The sequence below is a fragment of the Arthrobacter melezitosi genome (genome assembly GCF_054511055.1).
Genome location: NZ_JBTNDJ010000001.1, coordinates 102,565 through 120,630, shown reverse-complemented (window position 1 = coordinate 120,630; position 18,066 = coordinate 102,565). Strand labels below are relative to the sequence as shown.

The 18,066-nt window shown below is 69.1% G+C and carries 18 protein-coding genes, 1 tRNA gene and 1 riboswitch; of the genes, 8 read left to right on the top strand and 11 right to left on the bottom strand.

Annotated features, from left to right (window positions below):
- Positions 1–134 precede the first annotated feature (134 nt).
- From ACX80W_RS00615 to ACX80W_RS00585, 7 genes are all read left to right on the top strand, one after another.
- Positions 135–205 (top strand) — tRNA-Gly (locus tag ACX80W_RS00615).
- A gap of 94 nt (positions 206–299) precedes the next feature.
- Positions 300–725 (top strand): aspartate 1-decarboxylase, encoded by a 426-nt coding sequence (panD, locus tag ACX80W_RS00610; protein WP_459279470.1) that lies wholly within the window; start codon positions 300–302, stop codon positions 723–725.
- Between the two features lie 222 nt (positions 726–947).
- Positions 948–2,261: an extracellular solute-binding protein gene (locus ACX80W_RS00605; RefSeq protein ID WP_459279468.1), complete on the top strand. Its 1,314-nt coding sequence runs from the start codon at positions 948–950 to the stop codon at positions 2,259–2,261.
- The gene (locus ACX80W_RS00600; RefSeq protein ID WP_459279466.1) at positions 2,258–3,262 is read left to right on the top strand and encodes a carbohydrate ABC transporter permease; all 1,005 of its coding nucleotides are present in this window, start codon (positions 2,258–2,260) and stop codon (positions 3,260–3,262) included. Before ACX80W_RS00605 ends, ACX80W_RS00600 begins: the two co-directional genes overlap by 4 nt.
- On the top strand, positions 3,262–4,104 hold the full coding sequence (locus ACX80W_RS00595) for a carbohydrate ABC transporter permease (RefSeq protein WP_459279464.1): 843 nt from the start codon (positions 3,262–3,264) through the stop codon (positions 4,102–4,104). The genes ACX80W_RS00600 and ACX80W_RS00595 overlap by 1 nt, the downstream gene beginning before the upstream one ends.
- Positions 4,105–4,133: 29 nt before the next feature.
- Positions 4,134–5,495: an ABC transporter ATP-binding protein gene (locus ACX80W_RS00590; protein ID WP_459279462.1), complete on the top strand. Its 1,362-nt coding sequence runs from the start codon at positions 4,134–4,136 to the stop codon at positions 5,493–5,495.
- A 119-nt stretch (positions 5,496–5,614) separates the two neighbouring features.
- Positions 5,615–6,595 carry a hypothetical protein gene (locus ACX80W_RS00585; RefSeq protein WP_459279460.1) on the top strand — a complete coding sequence of 327 codons (981 nt, stop codon included), beginning with the start codon at positions 5,615–5,617 and terminating at the stop codon, positions 6,593–6,595.
- 37 nt (positions 6,596–6,632) lie between these two features.
- Here ACX80W_RS00585 and ACX80W_RS00580 read toward each other — a convergent pair whose 3' ends face one another.
- The 8 genes from ACX80W_RS00580 to ACX80W_RS00545 form a co-directional block, all read right to left on the bottom strand.
- On the bottom strand, positions 6,633–8,612 hold the full coding sequence (locus tag ACX80W_RS00580; protein WP_459279458.1) for an NHL domain-containing thioredoxin family protein: 1,980 nt from the start codon (positions 8,610–8,612) through the stop codon (positions 6,633–6,635).
- A complete protein-coding gene (locus ACX80W_RS00575; RefSeq protein WP_459279456.1) occupies positions 8,609–10,753 on the bottom strand; it encodes a bifunctional copper resistance protein CopD/cytochrome c oxidase assembly protein in 2,145 nt (714 codons plus the stop codon). The genes ACX80W_RS00580 and ACX80W_RS00575 overlap by 4 nt, the downstream gene beginning before the upstream one ends.
- A gap of 100 nt (positions 10,754–10,853) precedes the next feature.
- Positions 10,854–11,132: an HU family DNA-binding protein gene (locus tag ACX80W_RS00570; protein ID WP_120167571.1), complete on the bottom strand. Its 279-nt coding sequence runs from the start codon at positions 11,130–11,132 to the stop codon at positions 10,854–10,856.
- Between the two features lie 275 nt (positions 11,133–11,407).
- Complete coding sequence (gene rpsN, locus ACX80W_RS00565) at positions 11,408–11,713, bottom strand: 30S ribosomal protein S14 (RefSeq protein WP_120167570.1); 306 nt, start codon at positions 11,711–11,713, stop codon at positions 11,408–11,410.
- A 3-nt stretch (positions 11,714–11,716) separates the two neighbouring features.
- On the bottom strand, positions 11,717–11,884 hold the full coding sequence (gene rpmG, locus ACX80W_RS00560; RefSeq protein WP_019481734.1) for a 50S ribosomal protein L33: 168 nt from the start codon (positions 11,882–11,884) through the stop codon (positions 11,717–11,719).
- Positions 11,884–12,120 (bottom strand): 50S ribosomal protein L28, encoded by a 237-nt coding sequence (rpmB, locus tag ACX80W_RS00555; RefSeq protein ID WP_026545364.1) that lies wholly within the window; start codon positions 12,118–12,120, stop codon positions 11,884–11,886. Before rpmB ends, rpmG begins: the two co-directional genes overlap by 1 nt.
- 353 nt (positions 12,121–12,473) lie before the next feature.
- Positions 12,474–12,962, bottom strand: coding sequence for a MarR family winged helix-turn-helix transcriptional regulator (locus ACX80W_RS00550; RefSeq protein ID WP_459279452.1), 489 nt, complete (start codon positions 12,960–12,962; stop codon positions 12,474–12,476).
- A gap of 62 nt (positions 12,963–13,024) precedes the next feature.
- A complete protein-coding gene (locus tag ACX80W_RS00545; protein ID WP_459279450.1) occupies positions 13,025–13,810 on the bottom strand; it encodes an SGNH/GDSL hydrolase family protein in 786 nt (261 codons plus the stop codon).
- Between the two features lie 98 nt (positions 13,811–13,908).
- Here ACX80W_RS00545 and ACX80W_RS00540 point away from each other — a divergent pair, with 98 nt between their 5' ends.
- Positions 13,909–14,940, top strand: coding sequence for a diacylglycerol/lipid kinase family protein (locus tag ACX80W_RS00540; RefSeq protein WP_459279448.1), 1,032 nt, complete (start codon positions 13,909–13,911; stop codon positions 14,938–14,940).
- Here the strand turns inward: ACX80W_RS00540 and ACX80W_RS00535 are convergent.
- From ACX80W_RS00535 to ACX80W_RS00525, 3 genes are all read right to left on the bottom strand, one after another.
- The gene (locus tag ACX80W_RS00535; protein WP_459279446.1) at positions 14,937–15,803 is read right to left on the bottom strand and encodes a M23 family metallopeptidase; all 867 of its coding nucleotides are present in this window, start codon (positions 15,801–15,803) and stop codon (positions 14,937–14,939) included. The two genes, ACX80W_RS00540 and ACX80W_RS00535, sit on opposite strands and share 4 nt — an antisense overlap.
- A gap of 4 nt (positions 15,804–15,807) precedes the next feature.
- Positions 15,808–16,031, bottom strand: a riboswitch (cyclic di-AMP (ydaO/yuaA leader).
- A 133-nt stretch (positions 16,032–16,164) separates the two neighbouring features.
- On the bottom strand, positions 16,165–17,217 hold the full coding sequence (locus ACX80W_RS00530) for a siderophore-interacting protein (protein WP_459279444.1): 1,053 nt from the start codon (positions 17,215–17,217) through the stop codon (positions 16,165–16,167).
- Positions 17,214–17,996 (bottom strand): ABC transporter ATP-binding protein, encoded by a 783-nt coding sequence (locus tag ACX80W_RS00525; protein ID WP_459279442.1) that lies wholly within the window; start codon positions 17,994–17,996, stop codon positions 17,214–17,216. Before ACX80W_RS00525 ends, ACX80W_RS00530 begins: the two co-directional genes overlap by 4 nt.
- Between the last annotated feature and the right edge of the window lie 70 nt (positions 17,997–18,066).

The following is an 18,066-nucleotide window of genomic DNA, read 5'->3' as shown; positions in this document are numbered from 1 at the left end:
CCGGGGACACCGGTCCGGCCCGCGCGCGGCGCCGGTTCCTCCGCGCCCGAAACGGGCCCTGCCGCGCCACGGCGCGGCGGTCGCGGCCCGCCCCGCCGAAATGTTGTAGGGTTATGGAGCGGTTCAACCGCAGTGCGGGCGTAGCTCAATGGTAGAGCGCTAGCTTCCCAAGCTCGATACGCGGGTTCGATTCCCGTCGCCCGCTCTCTCCCACCCGCTGCGGTCTCCACAGTCCGGGCCTCTGCGCTGTGAGCGATTGCGTTCAGGGCGCCCCACCGGCGGCAGTATCCTTGATCCTGATGAACCGGACAATGTTTAAATCCAAGATCCACCGGGCCACGGTGACGCACGCCGACCTTCACTACGTCGGCTCGGTCACCGTCGACCTCGATCTCCTCGAGGCCGCCGACATCCTCCCCGGTGAGCTCGTGTCGATCGTCGACATCACCAATGGTGCGCGCCTGGAGACCTACACCATTGCCGGCGAGCGCGGTTCGGGAGTGATCGGCATCAACGGGGCCGCGGCCCACCTGGTGCACCGGGGCGATCTCGTCATCCTCATCACCTACGCCTCAATGACGGACGACGAGGCCCGCGCCTACGTCCCCTCGGTGGTCCACGTGGATGGGGACAACCGGATCATCCAGCTTGGCGCGGACCCCGCCGAGGCCGTTTCCCCGGACCTGCAGCGCCCGCCGCACGCCCTGGACACCGCCGCCCGCTGACCGTCGCCGCGGCAAAACCGGCCCCTGTCACGCGCCAGCCGCGGGCCATTTCTTTCTGCATCCCCTGACACACCCGTCCCGCCTGCATCCAATTAGTAAGCCTCCTGCCTAGCGCATTCCGCGCTAGGGGCTTATGGTCAAAAAGCACGCAGGTTGTGCGGGCTGCCGCTTCACTTGGAGCGCCGGCAGGGTTGTCTACAAAGATGTGGAGGCTCGGTAAGTATGCCGACTAGGAAACAAAATTCCACCCGCAACCGACCGCGCGCCGGCACCGTGGCGTCGGTGCTGGCAGGCACGCTGCTCTTGAGCGGCTGCGGGCCCGCCGACGGCACCGAAACACTGACCTGGTACATCAACCCCGACGCCGGCGGTCAGGCCGACATCGCGGAACGCTGCACCGAGGAGGCCGGGGGCGCCTACCGGATCGAGACCTCCCTCCTCCCCAGCGACGCCGCCTCCCAGCGGGAACAGCTCGCCCGGCGCCTCGCAGCCGGAGACTCCTCCCTCGACATCATGAGCCTGGACCCGCCGTTCATCCCGGAACTCGCGGAGCCGGGCTTTCTTGCTCCTGTGCCCGACGACGTCGCCGAGAGCACCACGCAGAACGTTGTCGAGGGGGCCCTGGCGGGGGCCACCTGGAAGGACGAGCTGGTCACCATCCCCTTCTGGGCCAACACGCAGATCCTCTGGTACCGCAAGTCCGTGGCCGAGGCGGCCGGGCTGGACATGTCCAAGCCGGTCACCTGGGATCAGCTGATCGACGCCGCCGCGGAGCAGGACAAGTACCTCGGCGTCCAGGGTGCCCAGGCCGAGTCGATGACCGTCTGGGTGAATGCCCTGGTCGAATCGGGCGGCGAGTCGATCATCGTCGACCCGGAAGCGCCCTCGGACGAAATTGAACTGGCGCTCCAGTCCCCCGCGGGGCTCGAAGCGGCCCGGATCGTCTCCACGATCGGCAACGAGGGACTCGGCGGTCCCGGCCTGGCCACCCAGGACGAGAACACCTCGATGATCAACTTCCAGGGAGACAACGGCTCGTTCATGGTGAACTGGCCCTTCGTCTGGCCCGCCACCAACGGTGCGGTCGAGGCCGGGACCCTCGATGCCTCACTGATCGAGGACATCGGCTGGGGGGTCTACCCCCAGGTCACCGAGGGCGAGGACTCCGCTCCGCCGCTGGGCGGCATCAGCCTCGGCGTCGGGGCCGCCAGCGACAGCCCGGAGCTCGCCTACGAGGCGATCGAATGCATCGTTTCACCGGAGAACCAGGCCGAATACTTCGTCAGTAACGGCAACCCGCCGGCCAACACCGAAGCCTACGAGGATCCACGGATCGAGGAGGCCTTCCCCATGGCCGACACCATCAGGGAGTCCCTTGAGCAGTCGGCCCCACGTCCGCAGACCCCGTTCTACAACGAGGTCTCAACAGGCATCCAGCAGACCTGGGCGCCCCCAGCACAGGTTGACCCCGAGGGCACGCCCGAAGAGTCGACCGAATTCATCATCTCCGTCCTTCGAGGGGAGCAACTGCTGTGACTTCTGCAATACCGGCAAGGCCCGTCAGCCCCGACCTTGAGCCGGACACAACACCGGGCGTCGGGCCGGGCGGCCCCTCCGACAAGAAGGCCACTGCCCAGTACAGTGACCGCGTCCGCGCCGAGCGCCGGCTCGGTTGGATGCTCGCCGGACCGGCGTTCATCGTCATGCTGGCGGTGACCCTGTACCCGATCCTCCAGGCCATTTACGAGTCCCTGTTCCAGTTCCGCCTCACCGCACCCGGCGAGCGCGAGTTCATCGGACTGGGTAACTACGCGGTGATCCTCAGTGACGGGGTGTGGTGGTCGGCCCTGTGGACCACCCTCCTGATCACCATCGTCACCGTCGCGGTCGAACTCGTTCTCGGCTTCGCCCTCGCCCTGGTGATGCACAAGGCCCTGAAGGCGGTGCGCGGTCCGCTGCGCACAGCGATTTTGGTGCCCTACGGCATCATCACCGTGGTCTCCGCCTTCGCCTGGTTCTACGCCTTCGACATCAACTCCGGCTATGTGAACAGCTGGTTCGCCTGGCTGCCGGGCATCGACTCCGATCTCAACTGGTTCGCCCAGGGGCCCACGGCACTGTTCGTGATCATGGCCTCGGAGATCTGGAAGACGACCCCGTTCATCTCGCTGCTCCTGCTGGCCGGGCTGGCCCAGGTTCCCGATGAGCTGACCGAGGCGGCCAAGGTCGACGGCGCCACCTGGTGGGAGCAGATGCGCAAGGTCATCATCCCGAACATGAAGGCCGCGATCATGGTCGCTGTGCTGTTCCGGGCGTTGGACGCTTTCCGCATCTTCGACAACGTGTTCATCATGACCAACGGCGCCTACGGCACCGAGGTGCTCTCGCTGCTGGCCTACCGGCAGTCGATCAGCAGGCTGGAGATCGGACTCGGCTCGGCGGTGTCCGTCCTTCTGTTCCTGTGCGTCCTGATCATCTGCTTCATCGCCATCAAACTGTTCAAGGTGGACCTCGCCGGGGCCCAGGGAGGTAAGTGATGACAAGTACAAAATCGAAGGTCCTGTGGGGCATCGTCACCGTGCTCGTCGCTGTCTACGCCCTATTCCCGGTGGCCTCCATCCTCGCCACCTCGTTCAAGGCGCCCAGTGACCTGACGAACCGGAAGTTCCTGCCCTCGCCCGGGCAGGCAACCACAGGCAACTACGAGCAGATCCTGGTCGGCGACGCCCAGGGGCTGTTCCTGACCGCGCTGCGCAATTCGATCGGCATCTGCCTGATCTCGACTTTCATCGCCGTCGTGCTGGCGACCCTGTGCGCCTATGCGATTGCCCGCCTGGACTTCCCGGGCAAGAAGCTCGTGCTGACCACCGCGCTGGCGGTGTCGATCTTCCCGGTCATCTCCATCGTCACGCCCCTGTTCAACCTGTGGCGGTCGATCGGCCTGTACGACACCTGGCCGGGCCTTATCATCCCCTACCTGTCGCTGACCCTTCCGATCTCCATCTGGACGCTCGCCGCGTTCTTCCGGCAGATCCCCTGGGAGCTCGAGCAGGCAGCGCAGGTCGACGGCGCCACGACCTGGCAGGCGTTCCGCAAGGCGATTGTTCCCCTGGCCGCTCCCGGCGTCTTCACCACGGCGATCATCGCCTTCTTCATCGCCTGGAACGACTTCGTCTACGGCATCTCACTGACCTCCACCGAAGCGGCCCGTCCGGTGCCGGCGGCCCTGGCCTTCTTCACCGGCGCATCGCAGTTCGAAGCACCGACCGGAGCGATCTCTGCGGCGGCCATCATCGTCACCATCCCCGTCGTCGTGCTGGTACTGGCGTTCCAGCGTCAAATCGTTTCAGGCCTGACTCAGGGCGCCGTCAAGGGCTGACGCCCGGATCAAGAAAAGGATTTCCTCCCATGGCTTCAATTACCCTCAACCACCTCGTCAAGAAGTACGGCGACGGGTTCCCCGCCGTTAACGACATCAGCATCGACATCGCCGACGGCGAATTCATCATCCTCGTCGGCCCCTCCGGCTGCGGGAAGTCGACACTGCTGCGCATGATCGTCGGCCTCGAGGACATCACCGACGGTGACCTGCTGATCGACGGGAACCGGGTCAACGACAAGGCTCCCCGCGACCGCAACCTGGCGATGGTGTTCCAGAACTACGCCCTGTACCCGCACCTCACCGTCTACGAAAACATTGCCTTCCCGCTGCGGCTTGCCAAGGGCAAGCACAGCGAGGAGGAGGTCGACCGGCTGGTGACGGGGGCCGCGTCGACGCTGGAGCTGACGGACCACCTCCAACGGAAACCGGCAAACCTTTCCGGTGGCCAGCGCCAGCGCGTTGCGATGGGACGGGCAATCGTCCGTCAGGCCGACGCGTTCCTCTTCGATGAGCCGCTGTCGAACCTTGACGCGAAGCTCCGCGGGCAGATGCGAGCGGAGATCTCGCAGATGCAGCGCCGGCTCGGAGTCACCTCTGTGTACGTCACGCACGACCAGACCGAGGCAATGACCCTCGGGGACCGCGTGGCGGTGCTGAAGAAGGGCGAGCTGCAGCAGATCGCCTCGCCGCGCGAGCTTTACGAACAGCCCCGCAACCTGTTCGTGGCCGGATTCATCGGCTCTCCGTCGATGAACTTCCTGCCCGCCACCGTCGAGGGCAACGTGCTGCGCACGGCGCTGGGAGACCTCGCCATCCCGGCGGAAAAGGCGGCGAAGGCCGCCGGCAAGAAGGTGGTGCTCGTGGGGGTGCGGCCTGAGTTCTTCGAGGACGCAAAGCTCGTCGAGGACTCCAAGCGGGGCCACGGCTCGACCTTCCACGCCACCCTGTCCCACACCGAGTGGCTGGGCAACGAGCAGTACGGGTACATTAACTTCGACCCCGCACCCGAGGTCCGGGAACTGCTGAACAACCTGGCCAAGGAGATGGACGCCGACGAACTGCGGCCCCAGATCGTCGTCACCCTCGACGCCGCCAGCCGCATCCGCGGCGGCCGGGAGGCGGAAATCTGGCTGGACACCCGCAAGCTCCACCTGTTCGACCCGGAGACCGGGGACAACCTCACCCGTGACGCCGCAGCAGGTGCGGCGCTGACCGAGGAAGCGAACCAGGAACGCGCCGAGGAGATCGCCAACGCCCAGGGTGACGGGCACAGCACCGCATCCGGTTTCTCCGCCAGCAACAGCGGCGGCGGCGCCCCGGCCGGAGCGGCCGCCGGCGGTCCACGCGGCGGCGCGACGGCGGCCGGAGGGAAGCACACGGCGGGCTGAACCGGGCCCGCCCGCGGTACCGCCCAGGACGCCGCACCACCATCGGTGGTGCGGCGTTTTGGCGGGCGCAACCCGGTAGCGCCAAAGAAATCACGGCGGGCAGCGGGTAACGTTGGAGCGTGCAAACCCCCCGCGTCGTCCGAGTGCTGGCCGCCTGGCTGCTGGCTCTCCTGCTGACGGTCGCCGGTTTCTTCGCCGCCGTGGTGATGCTCAACGCCGGGGTATACGGGCCGGAGCAGCAGGTGCGGGACTACTTCGCGGCGCTCAAGGAAGGCGACGGCGGCCTCGCCCTGGGCATCCTCAACGGGTCGGTGCCCGAGGCTGACGCTGTCTTGCTCGACGGCCCTGCCCTCGCCCGGGGCGCGGAGGCGGTTCAGGACGTGCGGGTCCAGGACCCGGTGGAGACCGCGAGGGGCCGCGTCGACGTGCCGGTCACCTACAAGATCGGCGGCACCGAGCACACCACCCGTTTCCCGCTGGAGAAGACAGGGACACAGTGGTTCTTCTTCTCGACCTGGGAATTCGTCCCGTCGGCGCTTCCCACCGTCGAGGTGTCGGTCGCGAACCTGGGGGAGGCCATGCTCAACGGCACCCGGGTGGCGCTGCCCGGGGGCCGCGGCCGTTTCGCCTCGCTCTACCCGGTGCAGGCCGAGGCCCGCTTCGACGGCGAGTACTTCACCGCGCCTTCCCGGTCCATTCCGGTGCCCGACCGCGCGGCGGCGCCGAAGCTGGCGCTGCCCGCCACTGCAACGGACAACCTGGTGCAGGCCGTTGACGCCGAGATCCGCAAATTCCTCGACGCCTGCGCGGCCCAGACCGTCTTCCAGCCCACCAACTGCCCGTTCAACTTCCAGACGGCCCAGCGGCTCGCCGGGGAAATCTCCTGGTCCATCACCGACTATCCCGCGGTCCGGATCGACCCGCACGACGGCGAATGGGTCATCGCCCCCCTCGCCGGCTCGGCCACCCTCTCAACCCGCCTGCAGGACCTATTCAGCGGCGCCGTCTCCGACGTCACCGAAAAGCGTTCCTTCGAGTTCATGGCCCGGCTGCGGATCGACGGCTCAACCGTCACCGTCACCCCCGTCATCGAATACTGAGGCCCCGCGGATCCGGAGGGACCCGCGGGGGCTAGGCTCAGTTGACGCCGCGCAGGTCAAGCACCAGTTCGGCGTCGCCGGCGGCGTCGAGCACCACCGGGATGCCCCAGTCCTGCTGGTACAGGTGGCAGGCGGCGTGGTCCGGGATGGTGCCACCGGGTTCGCCGTCGCACGCGGCCGCCCGGGCGCTGATGTGCAGCACCCCTTCGCGGACCTCGTCCGAGAAGCGCAGTTCCCGGGTCAGCCCGGCCGAGGTTCCGCCCCCGGCCACCAGGAGGTTCTCGGGCGAGGCGGAGATCTTCAGCTGGGAGGGATCGCCCCACCGGTCATCGAGCTTCTGACCCTTGGGCGCGGCGAAGCGGACGGTGAGCGCCAGCGGGCCGCTGGACACGGCGGTCCGGGGCCGCTGGCTCTGCGAGGCGCCCTCGTTGACCGCCAGGGCCTCCCGGGGGATGGGCAGCCGCACGAGCTGGTGCTTGTTGGCTTCAACGACGATCAGCAGCGGCTCTCCCCCGTCAGGGGCGGCGTCGAGGACGACGTCGGAGGGCTCGGCGAGCCCGCGGGCGAGGGTCGAGACCTGCCCCGTCGCCGGGTCGTAGCGGCGGACCGCGCCGTTGTAGGTGTCGGCGATGGCCACCGAGCCGTCGGGAAGGACCGTGACGCCCAGGGGGTGCTGCAGGCGTGCCTGGCCGGCGTCGCCGTCCCGGAACCCGAAGTCGAACAGCCCGGTGCCGATGGGGGTGTCCACGGTGATCCGGGGCCGGTCACCAGCACCGGCACCGGTGACGGTCAGCCGGCGCAGGGAGGAGGTCTCCGAGTCGGCGACCCACAGGTTTCCCTCGCCGTCCTCCGCGATCCCGGAGGACTGGGCGAACCAGGCGGTCGAGGCGTCGCCGTCGAGCAGGCCCTCGAGGCCGGTGCCGGCGAGGATGTCAACGCTGGAGGTGTCCGGGTCGAAGGTGAAGATCTGGTGGGTGCCGGCCATCGCGATGACTACCCGGCCGAGGGCGCCCGAGTAGACCACGTCCCAGGGCGAGGACAGGGAGACGTTCAGGGCATCGGTGCCCAGGTGGGCGTCGAGCAGCCGGGGGGTGTCGTCCTGGTCCGCGCCGGCCGCGGCGTGCTCCGGGCCCGGCTTCGTGTGGTTGCCGGAGTCGAGGAGTCGCTGCACGCCGTTTCCGGCGAGGGTCCGCACCGTTCCGGCCGCCAGGGACACCCCGCGCAGGCGGTGGTTCACGGTGTCGGCCACCACGACGTCGTACCCGGCCCGCTGCGCGGCGTCCGGGGGCAGCAGGGCCAGGCCCTGCGGTTCGTTGAACTGGGCGGTCCCGGCGTCGCCGTCGGCGGCTCCCCGCGTGCCGGCACCGATGACCCGGCGCACCGTGGTGAGGTCGGCCTCGAGTTCGACGAGGCGGTGGTGTCCGGTGTCGGCGGCCAGGAAGGTGCCGGTCCCGGGAAGCGGCAGGAGCTTGCCGGGGAACTTCAGGGTGCCAGCCGTGCTTTCAGCCGGAACGTAGGGGCCGTCGCCGCGGTGCAGCGTTCCCTTCGCCTCGTGCTCCTCGACGAGTTCGCTGACAAGCGAATCGAGGCCGCCGGCATGCCCCTCACCGGAGAGGTGGGCGACGATGTAGCCCTCGGGGTCGATGACGACGAGGGTGGGCCAGGCCCGGGCGGTGTACGCCTGCCAGGTGAGCAGGTCCGGGTCGTCGAGGACGGGGTGGTGGATGTCGTACCGCTCCACGGCGGCGGCCAGGGCCACCGGGTCCGCTTCGTGCTCGAATTTCGGCGAGTGCACACCGACGGTGACCAGGACGTCGGAGTAGCGCTCCTCGAGGGGCCGCAGCTCGTCGAGGACGTGGAGGCAGTTGATGCAGCAGAAGGTCCAGAAGTCGAGCAGTACGATCTTGCCGCGCAGGTCCTCGAGGCGAAGCTGCCTGCCCCCGGTGTTGAGCCAGTTACGGCCGGCCAGTTCCGAGGCGCGCACACGGTAGGACGTACGGATCGGGGTTTCGGTCATTCAGGGGCTCCTGGCGTCGGTCGGGATGCGGGGGTGGGGGTGCCGGCGGAGGGGGCGCGGCCGTTCGAGTCGCGGGCCGCGAGGTCGGCGAACATACTGTTGTAAGCGGCAAGGTCGGCGTCGTTATTCCGGTCCGCCGCCCGGTCCTTGCGCCGGGTGTCGCGCGCGTCGGTGCGGGACCACATGATGGCGACGCCGATGGCGAGCAGCAGGGTCGGCACCTCTCCGATGCCCCAGGTCACCGCCCCGCCGATCGCCTGGTCCTCCAGCGCGGAGGGCCCCCAGTCGCGGCCCATGCTGCCGAACCACGAGGCCTGGAGCAGGGAGTCCGAGCCCGTGAGGGCGACGCCGAAGAAGGCGTGGAAGGCCATGGTGGCGAACAGGAGCAGCAGGCGCAGCGGGAAGGGTGCCCGCCTGGGCAGCGGATCGGTGCCCACCATCGTCAGGACGAAGATGTAGCCGGTGATGAGGAAGTGGGTGATCATCAGCTCGTGGCCGACGTGCTCGCGCAGCGCGAATCCGAACAGCGGGGAGTAGTAGAAGACGACGATCGAGCCGGCGAAGTTGGCGGCGGCGAACAGCGGGTGCGTCACCAGTTTCGAGAAACGGGAGTGGATCAGGACCAGGATCCACTCCCGGATGCCCCGGGTGCCGTCCCCGCGGGCGGTCAGCGCCTTCAGGGCCAGGGTGACCGGGGCTCCGAGCACCAGGAACAGCGGCACCACCATGGTCAGGGCCATGTGGTCGACCATGTGGGCGCTGAAGAGCACCATGCCGTAGACGGCCGGCGCACCGGAGGTGAAGTAGGTCAGGAGGATCAGCCCCGCCAGCCAGCAGGCCAGCCGCAGCGCCGGCCAGCGGTCACCGCGGCGGCGCAGCTTGGCCATGCCGAGGATGTACGCGGTGGCGAGGGCGAGGGCGACGGCGATCCAGAGCCAGTCCGGCCTCCATTCGGTGAACCAGCGGGCCGCCGTGGGGGCGGGGGGCAGGTCGTACCCGGTGAGGATCCGCGCCGGGGAGGCGTCGGGGGCGAGTTCCTCCCCGCGGGGCGGCGCGGTCCGGGCGAGGGCCGCGGCCACCCCGGACACCGCCGCCATGATGAGCAGTTCGACGGTGATCAGCTGCCACAGGACCCGGCGGGCGCTCAGCCGGGACCCGGCCGTGCCCGTCCGGTCCTCGAGCTGGGGGATGACCCACTGCCGGTGCATCCAGCCGACGCCGCCGAGCACGAGGGTCGCGACGGCCTTGAAGGTGACGAGCAGCCCCCATTGGGAACTCAGCTGGGACAGCTCGGAGATGCGCAGGCTCGAATTGACGATCCCGGAGAGGAACACCAGGGCGAAGGAGAACCCGGCAAGGGCCGAAAACCGCTTGAGGACCGGCAGGGCCGAACCACCCAGGCGCCCGCCGACGACGGCGAGGACGATGATGCCGCCGAACCACAGGCACACCCCGACAAGGTGCAGGGCGATGGAGTTGACGGCGGCGTTGTGGTCGTCGCCGCTGGCCGCGTGGCCGACCAGCGCCGCCGGAAGCAGCCCGAGCAACGCCAGCACGGTGGCCACCGCGAGTCCGCCGCTGGAGCGCACCCCGAAGGTGAGCGTGGCGATCACCGCGGCGACGATGGTCGTGACCACCCAGGCGCGTCCCGCGGCGAAGTCGGTGATGAACGAGCCGAGGCCCTGGGTGAAGGCCTCTCCGGAGCTCAGCGGCAGGCCGGCGGCGTCGGAGTAGGTGAAGACGAGGACGGCGAGGGCCCCAAGGGTCCACAGCACCGCCGCGGCCGAGGCCAGCGCCAGCGCCCGGGAGAACGCCGGATGCTCCGCCCGGGCGTCCCCGGTGCGCCCGGGACGGCCGCCGCCGACGGTCCGCGGCAGGATCACGACCGCGAAGACGAGGGCACCGATGGTGCCGGCTGCCCCGAGGTTGTTGGCCGCCTTGGCGACAGGGAGCCCCCAGCGCGTCAGCGCGCCCGGGTCCCCCAGCTGGCGGGCCGCGGCGGCACCGGAGAACAGCAGGGCGGCCAGCAGCGCCAGGACCACGAGGATCCCGGCCACCGCGAGGAAGCCCGGCCGGGTCCCGCCTCCCGTGGGGTCCGCGCTCTGGCGGGGGCCCTTAGCAATAGTTGACACGTGTTCCATTGTCTACCCCCGGTAGAACAAGGGCCAATCGCCGGACTTCCCCGTTAACGCGCAAAGGACCGCTGCCGGGAACGGCAGCGGTCCTTCAATCCTGCGGAGGCTACTTGGCGGAGGCCTTCAGCTTCGAACCTGCGGTCAGCTTGACGCCGTGGCCGGCTGCGATCTGGATGGTCTCGCCGGTCTGGGGGTTGCGGCCGGTGCGGGCGGCGCGGCTCGTGCGCTCGACGGCGAGCCAGCCCGGGATGCTGATCTTCTCGTCCTTGGCAACGGACTCTGCGAAGACGTCGAACAGGGCGTCAAGCACGCTGTTGACGGCAGCCTGGCTGGTGTCAGCCTTGGCAGCTACCTCGGCAACAAGTTCACTACGGTTTTTAGCCAATTTAGGTCCTCCTGGACATGGTTATTGAAGCGGGCTTTCGGGGTATTCGGAAAGCCCCTGTCGGAAAACTTACCAGCTTGGGCGCGAAAAACCCTGAACTGCGCCGCTCCCGCGGCTTTCCGGTGCGGAATTTCACGTCAATTATGCCTCCAAAGGCCCTCTCCGGGGGCTTTGGGATGCACTTGACGCGTTCACGGGCCTCCGGGGCCCGGAATGCACGGAAGCCGGTGGCCCGAGGGCCACCGGCTTCCAAAGCTCTTGCTGGGTGCTGCTGGTTACCAGCTGGACTTGGTCACACCGGGCAGTTCGCCGCGGTGGGCCATGTCGCGGAAACGCACACGCGAGATGCCGAACTTCTGGAGCGTGCCGCGGGGGCGTCCGTCGATCTGGTCGCGGTTGCGAAGGCGCACGGGGGACGCGTTGCGCGGAAGCTTCTGCAGGCCGAGGCGTGCAGCTTCGCGGGCGTCGTCCGACGCGTTTTCGTCGACCAGGGTCTTCTTTAGTTCGAGGCGCTTCGCAGCGTAGCGCTCAACGATCAGCTTGCGCTGCTCGTTGCGGGCAATCTTTGACTTCTTTGCCATTCTTTAGCGCTCCTCTCGGAATTCGACGTGCTTGCGGATCTTGGGGTCGTACTTCATCAGGACCATACGGTCGGGATCGTTACGACGGTTCTTCCGGGTCACGTAGGTGTATCCGGTTCCGGCAGTGGACTTCAGCTTGATGATGGGACGTACGTCCTTATCCTTTGCCACTAGAGCTTCACTCCCCTCGCCTGGATTTCGGCGACGACGGCGTCAATGCCCCGCACGTCGATGGTCTTGATGCCGCGTGCGGAAACCTGCAGCGTGACATTGCGGCGCAGGGACGGAACCCAGTAGCGCTTCTTCTGAATGTTCGGGTCGAACCGGCGCTTCGTGCGGCGGTGCGAGTGCGAAATGCTGTGTCCAAAGCCGGGCTCGGCTCCGGTCACTTGGCAGTGGGCTGCCATAACTCTCCTCCAGTTAGATGATCGTGACGGAATCACTTGTAAAGCGTCCCGCCACCAGTAATGACACCGTTATTACTGCAGCTTTCCGGAGGTGGACCTGGCAGGGTGAGAACCTGCCGAGGCGCCTCGCCGCGGGGAAGACGGTGAAGATTCGGCGCCGCGGGTCGAAGTCCCGGCGGCGGCCTAAAATTCCAGGTGGTTACGGGTAGCTGCGTCCCTTCCGCCGGAGCGGGAGCGACTCAACCAAACGCCATACCATACTACGTGCCGTGCGCTTCAGCGCCAAACCGGAGGGCTGTGGCTTTTTTCCGGCCGGGCGGCGGCTGCCGGGCCGGCCCCGGCCGCCAAGGACCTCAGGTCCGCCCGTCCTCTTCGAGGATCCAGTGGTCGGACTGGATGGCGGCGACGATCTTCCGCCCCACCCGCTCAAGATCGGCCACGTCCCGGTCGTCCAGGGAATCGAAGACCTTCTCCCGCACCTTGGCGACGTGCTCCACGGCGAGCCGCTGCACGGCCTCGACGCCGTCCGCGGTGAGTACCGCCGTCGTCACCCTGCCGTCGTGCGTTGAGGGACGGCGGGACAGCCAGCCCCGCGCCTCGAGCTTCTTGGCCACATGGCTGAGGCGGGACAGGGAGGCGTTGGAGCGGGCGGCGAGTTCGCTCATGGGCAGGCTCAACCCGTCGGACTCGGAGAGCATCGCCAGCACATGGTAGTCGAACAGGGTGATGCGCGCCTCGCGGAACAGGTGGGCGTCGAGGGTTCCGGGCAGGAGTGTGGACACGGCGTAGAGCGCGAGCCACGCCCGCCGTTCATCGGGGTTGAGCCATCGGGCCGGTGCCATGGGCCTATCCTGACACATGCCCGCGGGCGGGCCCGAACCGGAAAAGCCCCGCCGCACCGGGCTCAGCGGACACGGGCACCGGCCCAGTCGGGCTGGGTGGGCACCGGGTACTTGGCCGTGAGCTGGTCCCCCGAGGACACGCCCCGCAGCCGGCGCCCCACCCACGGCGAGAGGTGTTCGCGGGCCCACTGGGCATCCGCGCGGAGCTGGTTGAGCCGGGTGAGCGCGGGCCGGGCGTCAAGTTCGGGGATGTCGATGTCGTGGGAGGCCTGGAGGGTCTCCAGGACCTTGCGGGCCATCAGCAGGTGGCCCGCCGTGGCCATGTGCATCCGGTCGGCGTCCCAGTAGGACCAGTTTTGGAACTCCCGCATCCGCCAGTAGTCGACGATGACCGCGCCGCGGTGGTCGGCGATCTCGCGGAGCAGTTCGTTATAGACGGCGGTGCGCCCGCGGGTCCTGCCGAACACGGCCGAGCCGGAGGAGTCGAACCCGGTGAAAACGACGACCGCGCTGCCGGTTGCGGCGAGCCGGGCGATACCGGCGTCATAACGCGCCATCAGTCCGTCGATGTCGACGCGGGGACGCAGGATGTCATTGGCGCCGGCGTAGATGGTCACGAGCGTCGGCTCGAGCCGCACGGCGGCGTCGATCTGCTCGTCCAGGATCTGCCGCATCCGCTTGCCCCGGATGGCGAGGTTGGCGTAGCCCCACGAGCCGTCGGCGAGGATGAGCTGCTCGGCGACCCGGTCGGCCCAGCCGCGGACCCCGTTGGGGCTGCCGGCGTCGGGGTCGCCGACACCTTCCGTGAAGGAATCGCCAAGTGCAACGTACCGCTGGGAAAAATCCATCAGCAAAGGCTACCGCGTCTGCAAACGCCGGCACAGCCCGGGTAGGCTCGTGCCAACCCGTGACAGGCGGGGCCCGACAGGCAACCTCGAAGGAACCCATGACCACCACCGACCGTGCCGGCCAGCGGGCCGCGCTGATCCTCAACCCGATCAAGAACACCGGCCAGGACACCCGGGAGATTGTTGAGCGGGTGTCAGCCGAGGAAGGGTGGGAGGCGCCCCTGGTGCTGGAGACCACGGTGGAGGATCCAGGCCACGGCCAGGCCCAGGAGGCGCTGCGCGCGGGGGTGGACGTCGTCATTGCGGCGGGCGGCGACGGCACCGTGCGGTGCGTTGCCGAGGAACTTGCGGGCACCGGCACGGCGATGGCCCTTGTGCCGCTGGGCACCGGCAACCTGCTGGCGCGGAACCTCGACATCCCGGTGGACGACCCGGAAGACGCCGTCGCGACCGCGTTCCACGGCACCGAGCGGAGGATCGACGTCGTTCACGTCACCGTCGACCGCGCGCAGAAGGCCCACGTCTTCCTTGTGATGGCGGGCCTGGGCTACGACGCGGCGATCATGTCCGACACCCGCGACGACCTCAAGGACAAGGTCGGCTGGCTCGCCTACGTCGATGCCGGCATCCGCAACCTTCCGGGAAAGCCGGCGCGGACCACGATCCGCATCGACGGGGGCAGGCCCTTCGACCGCCGGCTGCGCAGCGTCATGGGCGGAAACTGCGGCAAGATCATGGGCGGGCTTGAGATCTTTCCGGGCGCCAAGATCGACGACGGCCTGCTCGACCTGATGACCGTGGCGCCGCAGGGGCGGTTCGGCTGGCTGAATGTGGCGGGCAAGCTGTTCGCCAAGGGCAAGGGGAAGGACCCCTCGCTGGAGTACTACCAGTGCAGCCGGGCCGAGGTGCAGCTCCATGAGCCGCTTGAGGTGCAGCTTGACGGCGACCCGCTGGGCAAGGCGACGCACATGTCCTTCGAGATGAAGCCCGAATCGCTGCGGCTGCGCGTGCCCTACGGGCGCAAGGACCCGGCGATCCCCAACACTCCCTTGCCAGGAGGGGAAGGTCCTCCCCACCGATGGCGGGCCGGCCCTGCTGGGGGAACACTGGAGTCTCCGGCCGCGGCCTAGAGCCAGGGCAGCGGGTCGACCTTCTCGTCGTTGACGAGGACCTCAAAGTGCAGGTGGCACCCGGTGGAGTTCCCGGTGGTGCCCACGGCCCCGATCAGTCCGCCGCGCTCCACCTTCTGGCCCGCGCTCACACCGATGGAGCTGAGGTGGTTGTAGGTGGACTTGAGCCCCTTGCCGTGGTCGATGACCACGCGCTGCCCGCCGCCGTAGGCGTGCCAGCCGGCATCGACGACCACGCCCCCGCCCGAGGCCATCACGGGGGTGCCGCAGGCACCGGCGTAGTCAATGCCGGTGTGGAGCTCGGGTGCGTAGCCGCCGAGCGGGTTCACGCGGTAGCCGAAGGTCGAGGCAACGGTGAGGTTGTCCAGCGGCGCGGCGAGGGTGGCCCCGTCCTCGGCCTTGGTGATGTCGCTTGCGAGGGTCGTGGCCTTGGCTCCGGACTTCGCCATTTGCACCCCGGCCACCCCCTGCCGGGTGAATTCGATCTCCGCGGCGGAGTCGGCGGTGATCGAGGGCAGGGATTCGGCCGCCGCGGCCTGGGTCACCGGGGTGCCGGCCTCCGTCGAGGCGGGAGCGGGGACGGCGCCCATGACCAGGCCGGCACCGACCGCGGCAAGGCCGACGGCGAGGGCTCCGGCCCGCAGGCGCGGAAGGATGCCCGCCGGCGCGGCACCGGCGGCCGCACTGTGGCGAACGTCGCGGCGGCGGGTCGGCTGGGGTTCGGGTGTGGAGCGGAGCGAGCGCCGGGTGGCGATGGCCGGGTCGGCCGAGACCGGGGCGGCGGTCGAGGCCGGGCGTGCTGAGGTGATGCGGGGGACAGCTGCGGACGCGCGGCGGCGTCCGGGCAGGGCCGGGGTGGTCAAGTTCAATACCTCTCTGCGACGCCTGCGAAGTTAGCTGTCGGGTTCGAGCAAGAGTTGACTCGGCCCCACTGCACAGGGCCGGCACCCGCTCTATCCCCGCAAAGGGCAGAAGGGCACCGGTCCGCTGTGTGCGGACAGTTCGATGCAGTGAAGGCTTCACCCCGAAGGCAGCAGAATGCTGTCGGGAAGTGGGTCCTCCGCCCCTGTCATAGGGAGTGTCAGAGCGGTCCGCTGACAGGGTTGGGCGTACGGACCAGGGAAATACACTTAGTTGAGACTTCACGCAAGTTTACTCTTTTAACGCGAAGTTACAATTCCGTTATCCTAGGCCGGGCGTGTCGGCGGCGACACGCCCGGCCTCCTACGCGGATTCGGACCGGCCGCGGCGCCAGTAGCCCATGAAGGCAACCTGTTTCCGGTCGACGCCCACGTCCCGGACGAGGTACCGGCGCAGCTCGCGCACCACCGAGGCCTCCCCCGCGATCCAGGCGTAGAACGGCCGGGTTCCCGCAGGCCGGCCGGCGGCCTGCCCGGCGGCGGCCTCAGCCAGCTGCGGGGTCTCCCACAGGATGCTGCGGTCGACGTCGATCTCTTCCGGCTCCGGCCCGGCCCCGGGTGCGCCCTCCCGGGCAGGGGAGGACCCGGCCAGGACGGCCCAGCCGGGCGGCGGCAGGGCGCGCCGGACCGCCGGGGTGAGGAGCGCGCCGTGTTCACCGCTTCCCCGCACGAGCCAGGTGACCTCCACCGAGGACGCCGTCTCGATGTGCTGGATGTCGGCCGCGTCCGGGACCTCGAGGAAGGCCTGTCCGCCCATTTCCGGCGGAAGGGATTCGAGGATGGCGCAGATCGCCGGCACCGCGGTCTCGTCGCCGGCCAGGAGTACCTGGCCCGCGAGGCCGGGCCGCCACTCGATCCCGCCGTAGGCCTCGGCGGTGGAGCACCGCGCGGCGGCCGCGTTGGGTCCGATGAGGCACACCGCGGCGCCCGGGGCCGCACCGGCCGCCCACAGCGCGGCCGGCCCGGCTTCGCCGTCCTTGTCGAAGTGAAGGACGAAGTCCACATCGATCTCGGGCGACGGGCCGTCGCAGCGGGCGGCCCTCACGGTGTAGGTGCGCATGACGCCGCGCTCGGCCGGGTCCAGGCTCAGCCACTGCTGGTACCAGCCGCCGGCGTTCCCGCGCATGAGCTCGCCGGGCAGGTCCGTGGTGCCGCCGCCCGGGGGCGGGATGATGACCTTGATCCGCAGATCGCAGGTCGGGCCGTTCACGCCGAAATCCCGCAGGCACTCCCCGCCGAAGGTCACCCGCAGGAAGTTGGCGCCGACCCGCTGGACCCTCCGCACCTCGACGTCGAAGGCGAGCACCGGGGGAAGCGCCGGCGCCGTCCGGGCCGGGCGCCGGGTGGTTTCGGTCATGACGCCACCTCCGCGTTTGTGGCGCGGGCCCCGGCGGGGTGGGCGGCGGGGTGGTGGCGGCCCACCGGGACCACCAGGGGGGTGCCGGCGACCGGATCGGCAATGACGGTGCACCGGAGACCGAAGACCTCTTGGACGAGCCCGGGGGTGACGACGGCGGCCGGCGGGCCCTGCGCCGCAAGGCACCCGTCTTTGAGGACGATCAGGTGGTCGGCATAGCGCGCTGCCAGGTTGAGGTCGTGGAGCACCATGGCCACGGTGGTTCCGGAGCGCCGGTTGAGGTCGGTGATCAGGTCCAGCACCTCGATCTGGTGGGCCACGTCGAGGAAGGTCGTCGGCTCGTCCAGGAGCAGGATGTCGGTCTGCTGGGCCAGCGCCAGGGCGATCCACACCCGCTGGCGCTGCCCACCCGAGAGTTCGTCGACGAGGCGGTCCGCGAAGGCGAGCGTGTCGGTCGCCCTCAGCGCCTCGGCCACCGCGGCGTCGTCCTCCGGGGCCCACCGGCGGAACCAGCCCTGGTGGGGGTAGCGTCCCCGGCCGACGAGCTCCGCCACGGTGATGCCCCCGGGCGGGACGGGCGCCTGGGGAAGCAATCCGACGGTGCGCGCCACCGCGCGGGCCGGAAGGGAGCGGATGTCCCTGCCGTCGAGGAGCACCGAGCCGCCGGACGGTTTAAGGAGCCGGGCCAGGCCCCGCAGCAGCGTTGACTTTCCGCTGCCGTTGGCGCCGACGATGACGCTGACCCTGCCGGGCGGCAACACGACGGAGAGCCCGTCCACCACCGTCCGGTCGTCGTAGCCAAGAGTGATGGAGCGCGCCTCAAGCGTGGAGGGCGCTCCCGCGGTGTCA

Bases quoted from the DNA above. Each gene is read 5' to 3' on its own strand.
- ACX80W_RS00590 (WP_459279462.1), top strand. From the start codon at position 4,134: ATGGCTTCAATTACCCTCAACCACCTCGTCAAGAAGTACGGCGACGGG.
- ACX80W_RS00540 (WP_459279448.1), top strand. From the start codon at position 13,909: ATGACCACCACCGACCGTGCCGGCCAGCGGGCCGCGCTGATCCTCAAC.
- ACX80W_RS00545 (WP_459279450.1), bottom strand. From the start codon at position 13,810: ATGGATTTTTCCCAGCGGTACGTTGCACTTGGCGATTCCTTCACGGAA.
- ACX80W_RS00580 (WP_459279458.1), bottom strand. From the start codon at position 8,612: ATGACCGAAACCCCGATCCGTACGTCCTACCGTGTGCGCGCCTCGGAA.
- ACX80W_RS00605 (WP_459279468.1), top strand. From the start codon at position 948: ATGCCGACTAGGAAACAAAATTCCACCCGCAACCGACCGCGCGCCGGC.
- panD (WP_459279470.1), top strand. From the start codon at position 300: ATGAACCGGACAATGTTTAAATCCAAGATCCACCGGGCCACGGTGACG.
- ACX80W_RS00575 (WP_459279456.1), bottom strand. From the start codon at position 10,753: ATGGAACACGTGTCAACTATTGCTAAGGGCCCCCGCCAGAGCGCGGAC.
- rpsN (WP_120167570.1), bottom strand. From the start codon at position 11,713: ATGGCAAAGAAGTCAAAGATTGCCCGCAACGAGCAGCGCAAGCTGATC.
- ACX80W_RS00595 (WP_459279464.1), top strand. From the start codon at position 3,262: ATGACAAGTACAAAATCGAAGGTCCTGTGGGGCATCGTCACCGTGCTC.
- rpmB (WP_026545364.1), bottom strand. From the start codon at position 12,120: ATGGCAGCCCACTGCCAAGTGACCGGAGCCGAGCCCGGCTTTGGACAC.
- ACX80W_RS00550 (WP_459279452.1), bottom strand. From the start codon at position 12,962: ATGGCACCGGCCCGATGGCTCAACCCCGATGAACGGCGGGCGTGGCTC.
- ACX80W_RS00530 (WP_459279444.1), bottom strand. From the start codon at position 17,217: ATGACCGAAACCACCCGGCGCCCGGCCCGGACGGCGCCGGCGCTTCCC.